Origin of the sequence: Nostoc sp. UHCC 0252, assembly GCF_034931145.1 — a bacterium.
GTDB lineage: Bacteria > Cyanobacteriota > Cyanobacteriia > Cyanobacteriales > Nostocaceae > Nostoc.
The window spans coordinates 109733-128918 of the sequence record NZ_JAYGHE010000013.1; the positions used below are offsets into that span (position 1 = coordinate 109733).

Below are 19186 nucleotides of genomic sequence, written 5' to 3' on the forward strand. Positions count from 1 at the left end.
TAGACTGAAATAGTTCATTTCAGGCTTTTTACAATCATCGTCGGTTTAATAGCGTAGGTAGAAATCACTGAAAAAGCATGGTGAAATCGAGCTTAAACGCCCGAAAACCACATCTCATACTTTAATTTTTCGTCAATGCGTAAATTCTAGTGTTTGAAAATAGGCAACAATTAACTCTTAATAGAAGAGGTGATTTTAATACCCTTGTTGTGGGCTATTGCCTGTGGGTGTCTAGCTTAAAAATAGGGAACATTTAAATAACCTGATATTAACTAAATACTGAATATTTACTTAGATGTCCATACTTAATGGGACATCTTCGCATACTCTTTACATTATCTGTTGAAATACATATATGCTAAGAAATTCTCTTAGTGTGTTCTTCACATTTTAAGAAGTTATAGTTAATATTTTGCAAACAGCAGCAGTCAAAAGGAACCTGAAACAAAGGTTTTGAAAGGAAGAAACTTTCAAGATGCTCAATGATAAAAAAATACATATTTTTCTTTTTGAACGCTGTAATGGCTGTGGAGGGCTACGCATACTTATGGTAATATTCGTTACTATAAAATACTTACCGCAAGTTACAAAAACTACAGAGGGAACATAAACGAACTTTGCCAAGAAGACTTAATATTTCTTTCTTCCTGGCTTTTTTTGTAGAAGCAGCTGCTGAGTTTGTAGTGAAACGCACAGAGACGCGATAAATCGCCGTCTCTACAAGTGAGTGTTTTGGACTATACGCGCTTGATTGCTTATTAAAGGTTCGCTGCGATCGCTATGATGAAAATAAAATTCAGTGATTGCAAAATTATAAATGCAGAGATGATTCAAATTAGCCAAGAACACTTGCAAACTATCCGCACCCATGCCGAAAGCACCTATCCAGATGAGTGTTGCGGTATAATTTTGGGCTATCTGGCTAATGAGGGTAGAACTGTGGTACAAGTCGTGCCAACAGAAAATGCTTGGAACACAGAAGCGGCGGCTGAGTTCCCAGGGGAACGCACAGCAGAAAGTAAAAGACGGCAATATGCGATCGCACCCGAAGTTATGCTAAAAATGCAAAAGGAAGCACGCGATCGCTTACTGAGCATTATCGGCATTTTTCACTCCCACCCAGATCATCCTGCTATCCCTTCAGAATGCGATCGCCTATATGCTTGGCAAGGATACTCGTATATAATAGTTACCGTCCAAAACGGTAAAGCTGGAGAACTTCAAAGCTGGAGCCTTGATGATCATCATCAGTTCCAAACAGAGACAATTGAAAATATAAAATAACTGGCTTAGTTTAAAGACAGTCACTCGTAGCGGTTTTAGCCGCCAACACGGATATAAAATTCATCTTCCCCACTAGACATCTCCATAAGAGATACAGTTTTTCGATAGGATAATATTCCGCTCTCCCAGATCATAACTGCTATGCTCAACCCCAATCTGGATGAAATCCAGTTGACCAAAGACGATTACGAACGCTACTCCCGACACCTGATTTTACCGGAAGTAGGACTAGAAGGACAAAAGCGCCTGAAAGCCGCTAGTGTACAGTGTATCGGTACAGGTGGACTAGGTTCACCACTACTTTTATATCTGGCGGCGGCGGGTATTGGACGCATCGGAATTGTGGATTTCGATGTTGTTGATACTTCCAATCTGCAACGCCAAGTCATCCACGGGACATCTTGGGTGGGTAAACCCAAGATTGAATCGGCAAAAAACCGCATTCACGAGATTAACCCCTATTGTCAGGTTGATTTATACGAAACTCGCCTGACTTCCGAAAACGCCCTAGAAATCCTGCAACCTTACGATATCGTCGTGGATGGTACTGATAACTTCCCCACTAGATATCTAGTTAACGATGCCTGCGTATTATTGAATAAGCCAAACGTCTACGGTTCAATTTTACGCTTTGAAGGGCAAGCTACTGTATTTAACTACCAAGGTGGGCCAAATTATCGTGACCTTTTCCCAGAACCACCACCACCAGGAATGGTTCCCTCTTGTGCAGAAGGTGGCGTACTGGGGATTTTGCCAGGAATTATTGGTTTAATCCAAGCAACGGAAACTGTCAAAATCATTTTGGGACAAGGTAATACTTTAAGTGGACGATTGCTGCTATATAATGCCTTAGATATGAAATTTCGGGAGTTGAAACTGCGTCCTAACCCAATTCGCCCAGTGATTGAAAAGCTGGTAGACTACGAAGAATTTTGCGGAATTCCACAAGCTAAGGCAGAAGAGGCAAAACAGCAGATGGAAAGTCAAGAAATGACTGTTAAGGATTTGAAGGAATTGCTAGATAGTGGTGCGAAAGATTTTGTGCTGCTAGATGTCCGCAACCCTAATGAGTACGATATTGCCAAGATTCCTGGTTCGGTGTTAGTGCCTTTACCAGACATTGAAAATGGCAATGGCGTTGCTAAAGTGAAGGAAATATTAAACGGCCACCGTTTAATTGCTCATTGTAAGATGGGCGGGCGATCGGCAAAAGCCCTCGCCATCCTCAAAGAAGCCGGGATTGTCGGGACGAATGTCAAAGGCGGAATTACCGCTTGGAGTCGAGAAATCGATCCTTCAGTTCCAGAATATTAAAAAGAGAGGCAGAAGGCAGGAGGAATACTAGCCTCTGTTTTCTGCCTTGAGCAAAGCGAGTTTGCGGTTTAAGTCGCCACTTCTCATTTGCTGATGACCTTTTTGGAATTAAAAGTTAAAAATTATTCTATTTTTAATTAATTAATTTTGCTACAGAGCTAACAATGATAGATAGCGCAGTGTTAGCGAGACCACGTACTGCTGCAAAGAAGCAAGTTAGGCGCAGGGTCTCCTAAAAAGCGTTTTGAAATTTTTAATTAATAATTTTTAATTTTTAATTGGAGCGAAGCGACTTGACTACCTCAAAATCTCATTTCAATATTTTATGGGTGCAAGTTTGGGTATTGGCAATGGTGCAGGGAGCAATTACTCTCACCTGGTTAATTTATAATATATATCTGCCACAACTTCTGACTCAGTTTGGTTTTCCCGCTTCACTGGCAGTTGCCTTGGTGCTAGTCGAGAATGCCCTGGGTGCGGTGCTGGAACCATTGATGGGCGGACTTTCAGACCAAGCTAGACGCTGGGTAGGGACTCGGTTTCCCTTCATCTCAGTAGGGATGATTTTGGCATCGGCTTTGTTTATTGCCATACCTTGCGTTGTGAGTTTGATTCCGGCTACTACCGTGATGCGATCGCTCTTACCTATAGTATTGGTAGCCTGGGCATTAGCAATGACAATATTTCGTTCTCCAGCGATGTGCCTATTGGGAATGTATTCTACACCAGCCCAGTTACCTTTAGCAGTAAGTGTTGTCACTTTAGCAGGCGGTTTGATTGGGGCTTTTAGACCGATAAGCCACAAGTTTATTCTCAGCTTAGGGCCAGTTTATACCTTTGCGATTGGTTCTTTCGTCATGCTGGGGGCGGCGGCTGTGTTGCGGTTAGTCAATCCTCCAGAAGCACCAGTGGATAGACACCAAATAGAAATAGTAAAGTTGCCGTTACAAAAATTGGCGTTGATTTTAGTAACTGGTTTTGGTGTAGCGTGGGGTATCCGATTTCTCTTTGATGTCTTGGGTAAAGTTCTAAAGACCCAACTCAATACTGATAATGTTGATCTGCTTATGGTGTGGATTGGATTAGCGATCGCAATTGCCAGCATACCAGCAGGAATATTTGCCGTCAAAATTGGTAATAGTCAAGCAATGCTTTGTGGGATCTGTGCGATCGTTCCCTCGTTACTGATAATGATATCTGTGGGCGCACAAATTCCGATAATTCTATTAATAGTTGCTGGCTTTAGTTTAATTGTCAATGGGGCAATTCCTTTTGCTTTAGGACTAGTACCGCAGCGATGGGTGGGATTAGGAATTGGGATGTATTTTGGTGGCTTCGCGTTAGCCATGAGTTTGTTTGGTGTCATATTTCCCCAACCGCAAGCAATAACACCTTTGATTGGTGCAGTTGGCGGTGCATTGGCATTTCTATTAGCTGGTGTTTGTATTATTGTGAGTGGCATTTCTGAAACGCAAAGGAACGCAGAGGTTTAACGCAGAGGGACGCAAAGTTGTCCTCTGCGTCCCTCAATGTACGAATTACGAATTACGAATTACGAATTAGTTACGGGTTTAACCTGACTCAAGAAACTGTGTAGTTTTTCCCCTTCAATGACTTCTGTTTCTAAGAGTTGAGTTGCGATCGCTTCTAGCAAGTCTCGATTCTGTCTAAGAATCTCTAGGGCTTGTTCGTGGGCTGTTTCCACGATTTCCTTGACTTCGCTATCAATAGCTTTGGATGTGTCTTCACTCACCGCCCGTCGGGGATTAGCCCCACCATTACCCAAAAACATCGATTGTTGTCCTTGTTGGTAAGCTAATGGCCCTAAGACTTTGCTCATACCATAAGATGTTACCATCCGTTCTGCCAAGTCAGTTGCTCGTTGCAAATCGTTGGAAGCACCTGTTGTAATACTGTTAAACACAACCTCTTCGGCGGAACGTCCACCTAATAGAGTTGCAATCTGACCCCGCAATTCCTCTTCATTCATCAAAAAGCGGTCTTCAGTTGGTAATTGCAGGGTGTAGCCCAAAGCTGCCATCCCACGGGGAATAATCGAAATCTTTTCTACACGTCCGTTTCCTGTGGTTAGCGCCCCGACCATTGCATGGCCAACTTCATGGTATGCAACAATCTTTTTCTCAGTCTCATTCATCACGCGACTCTTTTTCTCTAAGCCGGCGACTACCCGCTCAATTGCTTCGGCGAAGTCTTCTTGAGCCACACTTTCACGCATATTGCGAGCAGCCAATAATGCGGCCTCATTTACCAAGTTTGCTAAATCTGCACCAGCAAAACCAGGGGTACGAGTAGCGATCGCTCTTAAGTCTACATCATTTCCTAATTTTACCTTTTGAGCGTGAATTTTGAGAATTGCTTCCCGACCAGATAAATCAGGACGGTCTACCAACACTTGGCGGTCAAAGCGACCTGGACGCAGCAATGCAGAATCAAGGCTTTCGGGGCGGTTGGTAGCTGCTAAGACAATCACTGTTGCATCACCAGCTGCAAACCCGTCCATTTCTGTTAGTAATTGGTTGAGGGTTTGTTCTCGCTCATCGTTACCACCGTAGAAGCCGTTACTGCTACGAGACTTACCAATTGCATCTAATTCATCAATGAATACAATACAGGGAGCCTGTTTTTTAGCTTGCTCAAACAAGTCCCGCACTCTGGAAGAACCTACACCGACAAACAATTCTACAAACTCGGAACCAGATATGCTAAAAAATGGAACTCCAGCTTCTCCGGCTACGGCTTTCGCTAAAAGTGTCTTACCAGTCCCAGGAGGGCCAACTAACAACACACCTTTGGGAATTCTCGCGCCAATTTGGGTAAAGCGTGCCGGAGTCTTGAGGAAATCTACAATTTCTACTAACTCAGTTTTTGCTTCTTCTACACCAGCCACATCTGCAAAGGTAATTTTAGCTGATTCGCCTTCAACGTAAACCTTAGCTTTGCTCTTACCGATGGAAAGCGCACCTTGAGGGCCACCGCCGCCGCCACGTGACAGAAAGAATTGCCAAATACCAATAAAAATCAGTGGTGGAATCACCCAACTTAAGAGGGTTGTAATCCAAGTATTCTTGGGTGGAGGTGTAGCAGCGAACTCAACTCCCTTTTCTTCTAGCAGTTTGGGTAACTCTAAATCAAAAATTGGTGTAGTTGCAAACACCGACCCCGGCTCGGCATTTTCTGTTTTTAGTTCGTAGAGAATCTGGTTTTGACCAACAGAAACCCGGTTGACTTCCCCTTCTTGTACTTGATGAATAAACAAGCTGTAAGGAACACCAGTCGGGCCGGAAGCAAATAAACCAGGCAAAAATAAATTTAAGAGCAAAAATAGCCCTGATACTGCCAATAATATATTTGCAATGATCCGAAACCGAGGTGACTTAGGTTGTTCTTTAATTGCCATAGATTTTATTACCAATCCTTAGAATCAAAACTATTGAGAATGTGACTTTATGGAAAAATTAGATATTTCCAGCCTAAAGAGTTGAAGCAGCTTATACTGTTTCCAACCAATCAAAAATTTGGGCTAACTGATCCAGTGTTATCAATCCATACTGCCAGAGGGTCATAGCCAGGAAGTTGGGGGTCTGCTCACAGTGGCGCAAAGCAAGAGAAATTGCTCCACCAGAAATGCCCAAATCTTCTTTTAAAAAATGCACCAATTGATCTGTAGCTTTCATCGCAATGTTAAACAATGTTGTTAAATAAGTTTTATTTCTGAGAGAGCTTGACTTGTGTAATGCGATCTTCAGATTGCATTGCAAGGTTGTTTAATTCGTGTTGATCCTTAAGGATACTACCTATTTTCATATTTTCTCCTGTTTAGCAATGTTGCAGCATTTTTTATTTATGTAACTAAACTTAACAATTAAATTAATCTTTGGGAACTAACAAGCAAATACGGTTTACCGTACTCAAAGACTTAACAGCACTAGAAATGAGAAAATTTTAATGCACAGAACGTTCTTAAAGAAGATGGAGAGATTGTGAGACGCAAACAAAAATCTCCGTGTTATGTTCTTTTTTCAGCAAGAGTAATCCAAGTAAAAAAATGCTCAATTGTCATTGCGAGCGAAGCGAAGCAATCGCAAGGGCTGGGATTGCTTCGCTTCGCTCGCAATGACGGGTTTTGGATCATTTATTTTTTGGAAAACTCCAATGATTTATTTATATATCTATCTAGAGATATAAACCGAGCGATCGCAAGGTCAAATAAAGGTTAAAGTCACTAATGCCCAATGACAAATGACAAAATGATTTTACTAAATCCTGGCCCCGTGAATTTAAGCGATCGCGTCAGAAATGCCCTGTTGCGTCCCGATTTGTGTCACCGTGAGGTAGAATTTTCCCAACTTCAGAGCCGAATCCGCGAACAATTACTCCAAGTGTACGGTCTTGGAAGCGATCGCTGGGCAGCAGTTCTCCTCACTGGTTCTGGTACTGCCGCAATGGAAGCGATGATCAGCAGTTTAGTACCCAGAAATGGGAAATTACTAGTAATTGAAAACGGTGTATACGGGGAACGACTATCCAAAATCGCCAAAATCCACGGAATTAATTACATCACACTTTCTCATCCTTGGAATGCCGAAATAGATATCAATGCTTTAGTCAAACTTTTAGATGAAAACACCGACATCACCCACTTGGCTGTCGTCCATCACGAAACTACCACCGGTCGCCTCAATAATTTGTTGGAACTTGCGCCAATTTGTCAAGAACGCCGGATAAAACTACTAGTAGATGGTGTCAGCAGCTTTGGTGCAGAGGAACTAAATTTTGCAGACTGGGGAATCACTGCTTGCGCTGCAACAGCTAATAAATGTTTGCATGGGGTTCCTGGAGTGTCCTTTGTCATCCTGCAACGGGATGCACTACCAGTAGACACAATCCCCCGCACTTTATATTTAGATTTAGGAACCTATTGCCAGCAGCAAGACCGAGGCGGTACACCTTTTACGCAATCAATACAGACATTTTATGCCTTAACAGAAGCTTTGCAAGAAATGACCGAAGCAGGGGGTTGGCGTGCCAGACACAGCCATTACAACCAACTTGCCAGCTTAGTCAGAGACGGATTAACCTCAATGGGAATTAAACCTTTACTTCTTCTTGGCACATCCGTTGTCTTGAATGCCTACTACTTACCAAACGGTTTCAGCTACGAGGAATTTCACGACCAACTCAAAGCACAAAACTATATCATTTATTCGGGACAGGGAAATTTAGCCCAATCTATTTTCCGAGTATCAACAATGGGAGCCATTACCCAAGCAGATATGGAACGTTTTCTTGTTGTGGTTAAACAAATTATTCGTAATTCGTAATAGTTCACGAAGGGATAACAACGCTAACAGCATGAACTCGATCGCGCCCTTGCTGTTTAGCTACATAAAGTGCTTTGTCGGCAGCATTAATCAAATCTTGCGACGAAATGTTGCAATTCGGCACAATGCTGACAACACCTAGACTGACGGTAATGCGATCGCTAACACTAGATTGAGCATGGGGAATGGCTAAGTCGCGGACTGCTTGGCGAATAGTTTGAGCTATATAGATTGATCCTTTAATCTCTGTATTTGGCAGAATGGCAGCAAATTCTTCACCGCCGTAACGGGCTACTACATCGGCTGGGCGCTTAATAATACTTTTGAGGGCATTTCCCAATTGCCGTAAACAATCATCCCCTGCTAAATGCCCATAAGTATCGTTGTAGGGTTTAAAAAAATCGACATCGAACAAAATTAAAGACAATGGCAATTGCTCACGTTTGAGTCGATACCATTCATCTTGAAGATACTGATCGAATCGGCGGCGATTGGCTATTTGAGTCAAGCCATCTAGGGTTGCTAATCTTTGCAATTCTTCATTAGCGGCTTGTACTTGCTGATAAAGTACTGATTGATGAATAGCGATCGCTACCTGACTTGCCAATTGCTGCAATAAATTAACTTCAAATGCCTGCCAGTAACGAGGTTTACTACACTGGTGAGCAATCAGCAAACCCCACAAATTCTCTCCATTCAAAATTGGCACTACCATAGCAGCCTTAATTCCATAGAGTTGCACTAACTCAAAAAGATCGGCTGACAAATCAGATTCCTGAATATCATGCAGAACTGTAGGGAATCCCTGATGATAGCGGCTAAAATCTCGTTTTCTCGAAAATGGGTGGATTATATCTTCTAATCGGTGAGAGTACCCACTAACTACTGATTCCGCCGCAAAATTGCCACTTCCGTTAGAGTCTAACTGGTAGATAGCTACGGAATCTGAACCCAAACACTCTCGAATACTATTGACTGTTGTATTCAAAACCTCATGCAAATTCAGCGATTGCCGAATCTGTTGAGTTACTTCAGTAATTAGCCGTTCTCCTTCTGCCTGTTGTCTCAACATGACTTCGGCTTGTTTGCGAGGGCTAATGTCTTCTACCGAGCCAAGAATCTGCGTTGGAGTACCGCTAGCATCTCTAGCAAATACAACTTCTCGTGTATTCAGCCAACGCCACTCCCCATTTTTGTGTCGGAATCGGTATTCAGTGGAAAGAACTTCGTTATCGCCAAGGTTGATGAAGCGACTAGGTACGTCATAACAGAGGTGTTGGTCGTCTGGATGAAAGCAATTTATGAACCACTGCGGATCTGCGTTACAAAATTCCTCTGGAGAGTAACCTAAAATACTAATACTTTTCTGGTTAAGATAAACGCTTGTTCCTTTTAGTAGGTCAAATAAATACAAAATATGCGGTACGGTATTAGCAACCTTTTGTAAAAAATCTTGACTTGAGCGCAATGCTTCTTCAGCTTTGTGGCGTTCGTGTAGCGCGGCTTGATATTCACTAATATCTCGTCCCTCGGAAATCAGTAGTGTCACACGCCCTGTTTCATCGAGTATGGGACGTAGTGAAAAATCAATTGCGATCGCTCGATCATCTCGGCCCAAGATTTCAACTTCATAGCGAATAGATTCACCATTAGCAGCAGCAGCGATCGCAGTTTTTAATTCCGCTTGTGTCTCTAAAGAAATTGTCCACCATTTTCCTTCCCAAAATGGCTTACCGACAATTTCTTGTCGAGTAATTCCAGCAAAGTCTAGTGCTGTTTGGTTCACTTCTAATACAACTCCATTGGGCTGAAGTAATCCGATAAACTGAATGGTTTGATTGAAGATCGCACGGAATTTATTTTCATTTTCACTTAAGGCTTCTTCTGCCCGTTTGCGAGCAGTAACATCTCGTCCAACAGACTGAAGTTCTACAAGAGTATCCTGGTCATCAAATATCCCTCGAATAATCCACTGTGTCCAGCGTATCCCTTGATAAGTGATGGCCCGATTTTCAATGGTAATCACGGGATTTTCTGAACTGATTGAATTTACCAAATTAAAAACACCTTCTCGATCTTCCTCAAAGACAACAGGTTCGTAGTGCTGGGCAATAATCTCTTCCCGCTTCAATCCAAAAAATCGACAGAAAGCTTCATTAACAAAGGTAACAGTACCATCTGGTAAGCCTCTAGCAATCAGTTCTGTTTGATCTTCGAGGATGGCACGATAACGCGCTTCGCTCTCTTGCAATGCTATTTGTGCCAGCTTATATTCGCTAATATCAAAGACTAAACCCTGAAGTACCTGATCTCCATCGGCATAGAGAACAAGATTAGCTTGATCCCGCACCCAAATTGTCCTGCCATCGCACCTAATCATCCGATACTCGACACTCAAAGGTTCTTTGGTAGCGATCGTTGCTTTTACAGCTTGGCAATAGCGATCGCGATCGCCTGGATGAATATAATCTGACCAACTATTCAAAAAACTAGAATTCCAATCTTCGGGAGCAATGCCTAATAATTCTTTCAGTTGCGGACTAATATAAGCTTCTTGAGCAGTGGTATTAATTGGTAAAATATAAACAACGCCCGGAATTTGTTCTACCAGAGTGCGATACTTTTGATCTGCCTCAAATAATCCTTCTTGGGCTTGCTTCCAACTCATGATCTTTTGAATTTCTAAAATGAATTATTATATTTTGCTGTTAGAAATCCCACATTAGAGGCACACTCAAGGATAGTTGAGCCAACAGTGAGTTAGTCTCTAACTTTCTGCAAACTCAACCCGTAATAGTAGGCTGAAACACTTACATTTAAAGCTGCTGTTGACAGTCTTTGTAATTAAAATTAGCAGATGTTGAAAGAGAATTCAGAATTCAGAATTCAGAATTCAGAATTCAGAAAATTTTGCTGGGGCATTAAAAAGAGTACATTCAGACACTTTCTAATAAATGCTACGCCTAACTTGCTTCCCGCAGGATATGCGGACTTTAATTCATTCTGAATTCTGACTCCTGACTCCTGAATTCTTCTTTCTATTTAGCTTTGATCCAAGCGTAGTACTGCCATAAAAGCTTCTTGGGGTACGTCCACAGTACCTACAGATTTCATCCGCTTTTTACCTTTTGCTTGCTTCTGCAAAAGTTTCTTCTTCCGACTGATGTCACCACCGTAACACTTGGCTAACACATCTTTCCGCAAAGCAGGGATATGTTCGCTGGCAATAACTTTACTGCCAATAGATGCCTGAATTGGCACTTTGAATTGATGGCGGGGAATTAATTCTTTGAGTTTTTCTGCCATTGCCCGCCCGACGTTGTAAGCTTTATCCCGATGGACAATCATCGCCAAGGAATCCACAGGATCGCCGTTAATCATGATATCCAGCTTCACCAGAGGATTTTCACGGTAGCCGATGATGTGATATTCCATACTGGCGTAACCGCGCGATCGCGATTTCATTTGATCGAAAAAGTCAGTCACAACTTCCGCCAAGGGTAGCTCATACGTAAGTGTGGTTCGTCCTTGGGCGAGATATTTCATATCTTTGAAGATGCCACGGCGGTTTTGTGACAACTCCATCAAAGCGCCGACGTAGGTTTCCGGCGTAATCATCTCTACTTGCACGTAGGGTTCTTCAATTCTTTCGCGATCGTTGGGAGAAGGTAAACGGCTAGGATTATCGATGTACAGTTCCTCACCTTTCAAGGTAATCACCTTATAAACCACCGAGGGGGCTGTAATAATTAAATCTAGGTTATACTCCCGCTCTAGACGCTCCTGAACAATTTCCATGTGCAGCAAGCCCAAAAACCCGCAACGGAAGCCAAACCCCATCGCGCTAGAAGTTTCTGGTTCGTAATGCAGCGCTGCGTCGTTGAGTTCCAGCTTTTCCAAGGCTTCCCGCAAATCTTCAAATTGATCGGCATCAATAGGGAACATCCCGCAAAAAACCATCGGGTTCGCTTCTGCGTAACCTGGTAAAGGTGACTCAGCTTTCGCTTTACTGAGGGTAATTGTGTCTCCTACCCGTGCATCAGCTACAGCTTTAATTGCCGCTCCCAAATAGCCCACTTCCCCAGCGTGCAGTTCATCAACTTGTTTTTGAGTCGGAGAAAGAACACCTAACTCATCAATTTCAAATTCTTTACCAGATGCCATTAAGTGAATGCGATCGCCTTTTTTCAGAGTGCCATCCATCACCCGGAAATACACAATCACTCCCCGGTAACTGTCGTAATAGCTATCAAATATTAATGCTCGTAAGCGTTCATTTATGGTATTGGGCGGTGGCGGTATCCGCTCCACAACTGCTTCTAAAATTTCATCAATACCAATTCCTTCTTTAGCAGAAGCCAAAATTGCACCACTGCAATCTAAACCGATAATTTCTTCAATTTCGCCAATTACCCGTTCTGGTTCAGCCCCAGGCAAATCAATTTTATTCAAAACCGGGATAATTTCCAGGTTACTCTCTAAGGCTAAATAAACATTTGCCAAAGTTTGCGCCTCCACCCCTTGAGACGCATCTACGACTAATAGCGCCCCTTCACAAGCGACAAGAGAGCGGGAGACTTCATAAGAAAAATCTACGTGTCCTGGAGTATCAATTAAATTCAGTACATACTGCTGACCATCTTTTGCTGTGTAATTCATCCGGGCAGCTTGCAGCTTAATCGTAATGCCGCGCTCCCGTTCCAGATCCATGTTGTCGAGGAACTGTTCCTTCATCTGTCGGTCTTCAACAGTGCCAGTAGCTTGTAGCAAGCGATCGGCGAGGGTTGATTTCCCGTGGTCGATGTGAGCAATAATACAAAAATTGCGAATGCGAACTGCGGGAACGTCAGTCATATACTATCTTTGCCTTAGCAGCAACCAAAGTTAAAAGAGCAATTTACTTAATGTATTTTAATGCTTTCTTAGCCAAGACGCTCCTAGCTTTTAGTGCTGAGTTGGTCATTGGTCATTGGTCATTGGCCATTTGTCATTGGTCATTGGTCATTAGTTATTCTTTCTTTCCCCTGCTCCCCCTGCCCCCTGCCCCCTGCCCCCTGCTCCTCTTCACCCTATCTTTAACTTTTGATCTAAACAGGTGGACTTTTAAGAATATTATGAAAGTCTATTTGTCGCTGCTAGTATTCAACATCTGGGAGCGTACAATAAATGTAAATAAGTGCATGTAGGGATCATGTAAGTATTTTGGACAATTGCGACCCGTAATTACCCAAGATCGATGATTTATCGTCAAAAATTCTAGAGCCATTGTCTAGTCAGTTATATGAAAAATGCGATTTAAAACTTAAAGCTGTTACTTTGGTGCTATTTCGGGGAACTATTTAACTGTCCCCTTGAAGATTTTTCAGTGAACTAGCCCAAATGATTAATATAACTACTTTACAAAGCTTTAGACAAAACCAATTCACAGTATATCAAACCTATGAATATGCAAGAGAAAACTACCGATGCGGAAAACACCCGAGCCGATAAGGTAGAAATTGCCGTCCGCCTGGACTCCGAGTTACTAGAGCAAATTCAGCATCTCACCAACGATCCAAGTAAAGTGATTGAGGTAGCAATTCGCCAGTGGTTGCGTGGTGAAATCCTTAGAGATGACGAGCTAACGCGCACCCCTGTGCGTACCCCAGTTCCTCCTCGCGGTGAATGGAACGATTAATGCCATCAGTCATCTGTCAATGCAAGTTAAAAAAGGTGAAGTTTGCCAAGCTGAATTTCAAAACACCAAAAAATACCCAATAAAAACAAAAAAGCTGTAAAAATTTATGCAAAAATTTGAGCAGCTTTAGTACAATTACGGTCGGATACCCTTTGTCTATCCAACTCAATTAATGACTATTACTGCCAATTCCCAATTGCCGAATGTATTGTCTCAAAATCTGGAATCTATTACCAGTAAGACTGATGGCTCATTACCAACTCTAGGAGCCGAGTTGGTTTATACACAAGATAAGGCAGGGCGCTATCTGACCTTTCATTGGCAGCACAGCGAACTTCTGGGGTTAAATACTGAAAAAATAGTTGACGAGTTGAACCAGACCCAAAGCTTTGTCCCGGTGGATAAGGTTAATTATTTGGAACGATTGCACCGAATTTTGACAAGTTTGGTGCCAGAAAGGTTTCAGTGTTGGTTTAGCTACCACCAGGAATTATTTGAGTTGGACTTAGTGATTAGTCCGGTAATGACGAGTTTGGGAACAACTGCTACTACAGTTTTAGTTATGGGACGCTTAGTGCAAGCGACGCTCAATAAAAAACAAGCGCGTGTGGCATCAAAAACGCCCACTCAAATAGAGTTGGCAGTACGTTCACAGCAACACCAAAAATTGGTAACTCGCATTACCAGAAATATTCGCCGGACATTGGATTTAAATATTATTTGGCAACAAACAGTTGACAGTTTAGGCAAAGCACTGCGGCTAGAGCGCTGTATTATTTGTACTTATCAGCCTTGTAGCTCAAAAGTAGAGGTAAAAGCTGAATATCGCCAGCTAGAACTCAAATCAATGCTTGGCTTGGAAATAGATATAACTTCTGAGCCTGCCTTTGCTCAGGCTTTGACGACTCTAGAGCCAGTTGTGATGGAAGTGCCTGGATGCAAGGAGTCTGGGCGGCAGAAAACTTTGGTGGTTGCGACTTGCTATCAAGACCAAGCCAATGGATTGATTGCCTTAAATTGGCAGGATGAATGTTACACATTAACAGAATCGGAATTAGAACTGGCAAAAGAAGCAGCAGATCAACTGGGAACTGCGATCGCACATGCTACTTTATATGAAGAATTAGAAGTCGCGCGTCAAAAAGCTGAAGAAGCTTCCCGTCTCAAAAGCGAGTTTCTGGCTAATGTCTCCCATGAAATTCGTACCCCCCTCAACGGCATGATTGGCTTTTTGAAGCTGATTTTGGAAGGGATGGCAGATGACCCAGAAGAACAAAACCAATTTTTAGAAGAAGCTCACGGCTTATCGATACATCTCCTAAATATCATCAACGACATTTTGGACATTGCCAAAATCGAAGCTGGCAAAATGGAGCTAGCTTATGCTCCAGTCAAGCTAGATGAGCTATTCAATGATGTAGAAAGTTTCATGCGTCCCCAAGCCGAAATGAGAAACCTCAGCTTTCGGATGCAAATGCCTGCTACCTCCGATGAAATCATTGTCCAAAGCAACTACCAACGGTTGCTACAAGTAATGCTCAATTTGGTAGGTAATGCCATCAAATTTACCCATGAGGGCGGCGTTACCGTCAGCGCCGATTTAGTACTCAAAAAGGCGAACTTTCAAGATCAGCAATTTCCTGGCATGGTGAGAGTACGTGTTGCAGACACTGGTATCGGTGTTTCTTTGGATAAACAAGATAAACTGTTTCAACTCTTCTCTCAGGTGGATGGCTCACGCACTCGTCAGTATGGTGGTACAGGTTTAGGACTAGCAATATCTCAGAAGCTAGTGGAAGCAATGGGCGGCGAAGTACATTTTTATAGTCTGGGCGAAGGACTAGGTTCAACAGTGACATTTACAGTACCACTATATCAACAGCCAGTTATGGTTTTATCTAGTGATGGTGACTCAACAAGTAGTGCTGAGTAACGAATTGGGAATTGGGTTTGGAGTTTTAAAATTTAAAGGTTTTTGGTAATTATTATTGAAATTTAAATCACAACGTTGGTCTGAGAATTTTGCTATTATTTGCTACTTTAAAATATATGCAAATAATTGAAATTTCTCCATTCCAAGCATTTCGCCGCAGCGTGGTAACGGTGATACAGGTAGTTCCAAAGGAGCTACGCTATGTGGCAATTTTGACATTAGTGGGTGGTGCAGGCCCAGCGATCGCCATTTGGCTTAACAAAGTGATCATTGATGAAATTACCCGTTTATTGAGCGCGGGAACAACGCAGAATGCGATCGCCTTGATACTTGCCCAACCGCTACTACTTTCCAGTATTGCAGGTTCACTGGTGGTAAATTTGGTGAGTGATGCGATCGCTAACATCAATAGTTTTGTATATACTTCCCTGCGCGATCGCATTACAGGCTTTATCCAAGGACAAGTGATTGAGAAGGTTGCCACTTTTGAAGATATTGCCCTGTTTGAAACACCCGATTTGCTCAATTTGTTGCAGTTGACCGAAAAGGGAGTGCTACGACTTCCAGAGCTTTGTGTCAGGCTTGTGATGATGCTAGAGGGAATTTTTATTTTCATTCCAGCCATACTGCTTTCGGTATCCCTTGCTTGGTGGATACCCCTAATTTTGTTTATCTGCGTTACCCCTGCTATGTATGTAGAAAGGAAATACCGTAAGCAAGTTTGGAGGGTAGAAAAAACCCAAGCAAGTATGCTGCGGGAAATGAACTTATATAAAACGGTTTTAACCGGGGAAATATACGCCAAAGAAATACGCTTGTTTAGCTTGCAACCCTTACTACTAGAACGTTGGCACGGACTATACCGCACCATTTTTAGAGCAATGGAACAGATCCGCCGTCGAGGGACAACGGCGGTTATTAGTTGGTCTTTACTCAGTGGCTTAGGCTTTGCTTTACCTTATCTGTACGTCGTTCAGGGAGTGTTAGGTGGAACCCATACATTAGGGGATTTGGCGCTTTACACTGGGGTAATTTTAGAAGTACGTCGGAGTTTGGATAATTTGATGTCTGGCGGGTCAGAGTTGTATGATATTGCACTGGCAACAACGCCCATTTTCCAGCTTTTGGAATTAGAGCCGCAATTATCCCGTTCTCATCTAGAGTTGCAATCAAAGTCAGTCACAAAGGCATGGGGAGAAGTTAGGGAATCGGCTCTTAACAATGGGAACTTTGAAAGAAATGGCAAAAATTCATCTGCTCTAAATGCAACTGAATATGAAGTATCACAGATAGGTCTTGATATCAAAAATCTATCCTTTACCTATCCCAATAGCGATCGCCCCATCTTGAAAAATATCAATCTAAGAATTCACCCCAACGAGATGATTGTATTGGTGGGTGAGAATGGTGCTGGTAAGACCACATTGGCAAAGCTATTGTGTCGCCTCTACGATCCTAGCCAAGGTGCGATTATTTGGAACGGGCAGGATTTACGATCGCTCCCCTTAGAAGATTTGCGATCGCGGATTGATGTAGTTATGCAAGATTATGCTCGTTTTCCGACTACCGTGCGTGAGAATGTTGCCTTTGGGAATTTACCGAAAATGCAAGATGATGAGGCAATTCGGGAAGCGATCGCTGAGGCTGGTTTAACTAGAGTAATTGAGAAGCTAGATCAAGGTTTGGAAACCCTTTTAGGCAAACAGCTAGAAGGTGGTATCGATCTATCAGGGGGACAATGGCAAAGATTAGCGATCGCTCGCGCATTGTTGCGACTGTCTCCAGCCGAACTCCTCATACTTGATGAGCCAACAGCAAATCTTGATCCGAAAACAGAACACGAGATTTACAACATTTTGCGTACTCTGTCCAAGGGAAGAATAGCCGTTGTAGTCAGCCATCGCCTCGCTTTAGCAAAACTAGCAGACCGAGTAGTAGTCCTAGAACACGGTCAAATAATTGAAGTAGGCACTCATGACGAACTAATGGCACAAGGTGGACAGTATCACCTAATGTTTACCCGCCAAGCCAGTAGTTATAACTGAGTAGGGAGTAGGGAGTGGGGAATGGTGTCAACTTAAGCTCAAACCCTTGTTCCACATACGCATTCCTCCTCCCCTTGGTAAGGCTACAGTGTACACACAAGTCGAATTACCCCCCTTAGTCCCCCCTTGCAAAGGCTACCGTGTACACACAAGTCGAAAAAAGCTCGATTTTTCCATTCTTCTCTTGTTCTCATGTTCTGCATAGGAATGGCTTACCAGAGGCTAAAAATTGAGTCAGAGGCTCAATGAATGTATTCCCAGGCTTTGCTTGAGAACGAAGTACCTACAAGCGGAAAATCTAGTACTATGGGAGCAAAGCCTTCCCGGACGATGAGCTTAAAATAGGAAAGCGGTAAACTCAGAAGATAAGAAAATAGCAACTCCTTTTGCTATCAGTTAAGCTCAACTTTCGCTTCCCGATACTTGGGAAATTATATGCTACAGCTTGTATTCATTGTGTTTGTTGTTCTTTTAGGTTCAGCGCTTTGTTCTAGTGTAGAAACGGCCCTGTTCTCTGTTTCGACCCTAAGAGTCAGACAATTAGCACAATCAAATAACCGTTCAGTAGTAACACTTTTAGCGATTCGTGAAAACATGAATCGACCTATTGCGGCTATTGTAATCCTCAACAATACTTTCAATATCATTGGCAGTATTCTCACAGGTAGTGTTGCTACTCAAGTATTAGGAGATCAATGGCTTGGTGTATTTTCAGGAGTATTAACATTCTTGATTATCATCTTTGGTGAAATCATCCCCAAGACAATTGGAGAACGTTATTCTGAGCAAATTGCCATACTTGCGGCTTTACCTGTGGCTGGACTTGCTATTGCTTTCACTCCCTTAGTTTGGATTCTAGAGAATGTTACTGCACCTTTTTCTAAAGGGCAAAAACGACCGACCACCAATGAGGCTGAAATAAAGCTGTTGGCGAAGATTGGGCATCAAGAGGGAATTATCGAAAGTGAGGAAGCAGAAATGATTCAGAGGGTGTTCAGATTAAATGATGTGACTGCATCTGATTTAATGACACCCCGAATCATGCTGACATATATCTACGGAGATATGACTCTTGCTGAAGCGAAAGCCAACATTATTGCGTCCCAACACAACCGAATTATTGTAATAGATGGATCTCTTGATAAAGTCATTGGATATGCTTTAAAACAGAATTTACTGACAGCGATGGTTGAAGGAAGTAACAATCAAAAAATTGCTAGTCTGACTCGAAAAGTGAACTTTGTCCCTGAGATAATTAGGGCAGATAAACTGTTGAAAAACTTCATAGAAGCTCGTGAACATCTTGCAGTAGTGGTGGACGAATATGGAAGCATCGCTGGTATTATCACTTTGGAAGATGTGCTTGAGGTGATAACTGGTGAAATTGTAGATGAAACTGATAGAACTGTTGACTTGCAAGAAATTGCCCGCAAGAAGCGAGAAAAAATGTTGCAGTCTATGAATGTTAACAATTAACCTTATAGCGGTTCTCGACAAGCGTGAGTTACAATTTTGACCTCACTTCCATTCCTCTCTCCTAAAAGGCTACGGTGTACACACAAGTCCAAGTAAACTAATAACAGAAGGAGTT

The 19186-nt window shown here is 42.6% G+C and carries 12 protein-coding genes; 8 read left to right on the forward strand and 4 right to left on the reverse strand.

All coding sequences use genetic code 11. The features are described 5' to 3' along the window. Positions 1 to 825 precede the first annotated feature (825 nt). The 3 genes from VB732_RS11135 to VB732_RS11145 all read left to right on the forward strand — a co-directional run bounded on the left by VB732_RS11135 (position 826) and on the right by VB732_RS11145 (position 4091). Positions 826 to 1284: a M67 family metallopeptidase gene (locus tag VB732_RS11135; RefSeq protein ID WP_323230897.1), complete on the forward strand. Its 459-nt coding sequence runs from the start codon at positions 826 to 828 to the stop codon at positions 1282 to 1284. Positions 1285 to 1425: 141 nt separating this feature from the next. Then, entirely contained in the window at positions 1426 to 2598 is a 1173-nt protein-coding gene (gene moeB / locus VB732_RS11140; protein WP_100897118.1) for a molybdopterin-synthase adenylyltransferase MoeB, read from the forward strand. A 293-nt stretch (positions 2599 to 2891) separates the two neighbouring features. Then, positions 2892 to 4091: an MFS transporter gene (locus tag VB732_RS11145; protein WP_323230898.1), complete on the forward strand. Its 1200-nt coding sequence runs from the start codon at positions 2892 to 2894 to the stop codon at positions 4089 to 4091. Positions 4092 to 4150: 59 nt separating this feature from the next. Here the strand turns inward: VB732_RS11145 and ftsH4 are convergent, their stop codons facing one another. Together ftsH4 and VB732_RS11155 are read right to left on the reverse strand one after the other, a co-directional pair. Continuing rightward, positions 4151 to 6016, reverse strand: coding sequence for an ATP-dependent zinc metalloprotease FtsH4 (ftsH4, locus tag VB732_RS11150; protein WP_323230900.1), 1866 nt, complete (start codon positions 6014 to 6016; stop codon positions 4151 to 4153). 91 nt (positions 6017 to 6107) lie between these two features. Continuing rightward, a complete protein-coding gene (locus tag VB732_RS11155) occupies positions 6108 to 6293 on the reverse strand; it encodes a DUF2949 domain-containing protein (protein ID WP_323230901.1) in 186 nt (61 codons plus the stop codon). 558 nt (positions 6294 to 6851) lie between these two features. On the opposite strand from VB732_RS11155, the gene VB732_RS11160 reads away from it, so the two are divergent. Further along, complete coding sequence (locus tag VB732_RS11160) at positions 6852 to 7940, forward strand: 2-aminoethylphosphonate aminotransferase (protein WP_323230902.1); 1089 nt, start codon at positions 6852 to 6854, stop codon at positions 7938 to 7940. Between the two features lie 4 nt (positions 7941 to 7944). Here VB732_RS11160 and VB732_RS11165 read toward each other — a convergent pair whose 3' ends face one another. Together VB732_RS11165 and lepA are read right to left on the reverse strand one after the other, a co-directional pair. Further along, positions 7945 to 10608 (reverse strand): PAS domain S-box protein, encoded by a 2664-nt coding sequence (locus VB732_RS11165; RefSeq protein ID WP_323230904.1) that lies wholly within the window; start codon positions 10606 to 10608, stop codon positions 7945 to 7947. A gap of 374 nt (positions 10609 to 10982) precedes the next feature. Beyond that, the gene (lepA, locus tag VB732_RS11170) at positions 10983 to 12794 is read right to left on the reverse strand and encodes a translation elongation factor 4 (RefSeq protein ID WP_323230906.1); all 1812 of its coding nucleotides are present in this window, start codon (positions 12792 to 12794) and stop codon (positions 10983 to 10985) included. A gap of 586 nt (positions 12795 to 13380) precedes the next feature. Here lepA and VB732_RS11175 point away from each other — a divergent pair. From VB732_RS11175 to VB732_RS11190, 4 genes are all read left to right on the forward strand, one after another. After that, on the forward strand, positions 13381 to 13617 hold the full coding sequence (locus tag VB732_RS11175) for a hypothetical protein (protein WP_323230907.1): 237 nt from the start codon (positions 13381 to 13383) through the stop codon (positions 13615 to 13617). 172 nt (positions 13618 to 13789) lie between these two features. Further along, a complete protein-coding gene (locus tag VB732_RS11180; RefSeq protein ID WP_323230908.1) occupies positions 13790 to 15550 on the forward strand; it encodes an ATP-binding protein in 1761 nt (586 codons plus the stop codon). 116 nt (positions 15551 to 15666) lie between these two features. After that, positions 15667 to 17595 (forward strand): ABC transporter ATP-binding protein, encoded by a 1929-nt coding sequence (locus VB732_RS11185; RefSeq protein ID WP_323230909.1) that lies wholly within the window; start codon positions 15667 to 15669, stop codon positions 17593 to 17595. Positions 17596 to 18030: 435 nt separating this feature from the next. Then, positions 18031 to 19071 (forward strand): hemolysin family protein, encoded by a 1041-nt coding sequence (locus tag VB732_RS11190; RefSeq protein WP_323230910.1) that lies wholly within the window; start codon positions 18031 to 18033, stop codon positions 19069 to 19071. Positions 19072 to 19186: the final 115 nt, after the last annotated feature.